Below are 1,451 nucleotides of genomic sequence, written 5' to 3' on the forward strand. Positions count from 1 at the left end.
GCGGATGCGGCTGGAAGCGGCCGACCTGTCGGTGGTCGGCGAGGCCGGCAACGCGGACGAGGCGCTCGCGCTCGCCGAGTCGCTCGAACCCGATCTCGCGCTGATGGACGTCGGCATGAACGGAATGAACGGCATCACGCTCGCGGGCGTGTTTCATGAGCGGTTTCCGGGCATCCGCGTGCTGATGCTGTCGATGCACGACAACATCGAATACGTGACGCAGGCGGTGCGCGCCGGCGCGAGCGGCTACCTGCTGAAGGATTCGCCCGCAAGCGAGATCGTCCGCGCGATCGGCGCGGTGCTGGCCGGGCAGACGTTCTTCAGCGAAGGGCTGGCCGCGCGGATGATCCAGGCCAGCGCGACCGCATCGCCGCTGGACCGCTTGACGCCGCGCGAGCGCGACATCCTCGACGCGCTGGCCGAAGGGCTGTCGAGCAAGCAGATCGCGCAACAGACGGGGCTGTCGGTGCGCACGGTCGAGACGCATCGGCTCAACCTGAAGCGCAAGCTGGAGATCGAAGGGCAGGCCGAGCTGATCAAGTTCGCGGTCGAGCATCGGCGGCGGTAGGCGCGCCTGCCGCACCGATTCGCAACGAAAAAGGCGATCGGCCGAAACGCCGCCTCATTCCGGTTCCGGCTGCGAAGGCGTCACGCACGATACGGCCGTTCGCGGCTCCTTTTCACGCCGCATCGTCAACATCACCACGACCGCCATACTGAGGATCCCGGAACACAGGATCGCGATCGAAAACCCGTGCGTCATCGCATCCCGATACGCGCCGAGCATGTCAGGTCGCCCAGCCACGAACACGTGCTCCATCACTGCCTGCCGCGCGAGCGTATCCGCTTGCGCACTGCCCGCCACGTGCATCGCCACCGTCATCCGGTGCAACGCGCCCACGCTCATCATGCTGCCGAGCACCGCGATGCCCAGGCTCATCCCGGTCTGGCGCAACGCGTTCATCGTCGCCGACGCCATGCCCGCGCGCTCCGCCGGCGCCAGCTCCATCACGGTCATGCCGGTCGCCGGCACCGCGAGCCCCATGCCGACGCCGAGCAGCGCCAGCACCACGCCGAGCGCCGCATAGGGGGTTGCCGCACCGAAGCCGGCCATCACCGCGAGCATCGCGCCGATCAACCCGTACCCGGCCACCATCAGCGCGCGCAACGGGATACGCGCCGCGATGCGCCCGAACAGCATCGACGTGATCGCCGTCATCACAAACTGCGGCATCAGTTGCCACCCGGCTGCGGCGGGCGCACGGCCCTGCGCCTGCTGCAGGAACAACGACAGGAAGAACAGGCTGCTGTACCCCGAGAACCCGAGCACGAACGACGCGAGATTCGCGCGCACCAGCCGCCGGTCGCGAAACAGCCACACCGGCAACAGCGGCCGCGCGACACGCGTTTCGACACGGACGAATACGACGAACGCCACCGCCGCGCCCGCC

2 protein-coding genes are annotated in these 1,451 nt (G+C 68.4%); one reads left to right on the top strand and one right to left on the bottom strand.

All coding sequences use genetic code 11. From position 1 onward, the window contains the following. A partial coding sequence (locus JMF90_RS36875; protein ID WP_201326322.1) for a response regulator transcription factor occupies positions 1–568 on the top strand: 568 nt, incomplete at its 5' end. A 54-nt stretch (positions 569–622) separates the two neighbouring features. Here the strand turns inward: JMF90_RS36875 and JMF90_RS36880 are convergent. Next, positions 623–1,451: MFS transporter (locus JMF90_RS36880; RefSeq protein WP_201326323.1), on the bottom strand; the 829-nt coding region annotated here is incomplete at its 5' end.

This window comes from Burkholderia sp. E168m23, from assembly GCF_016586125.1.
GTDB lineage: Bacteria > Pseudomonadota > Gammaproteobacteria > Burkholderiales > Burkholderiaceae > Burkholderia > Burkholderia orbicola.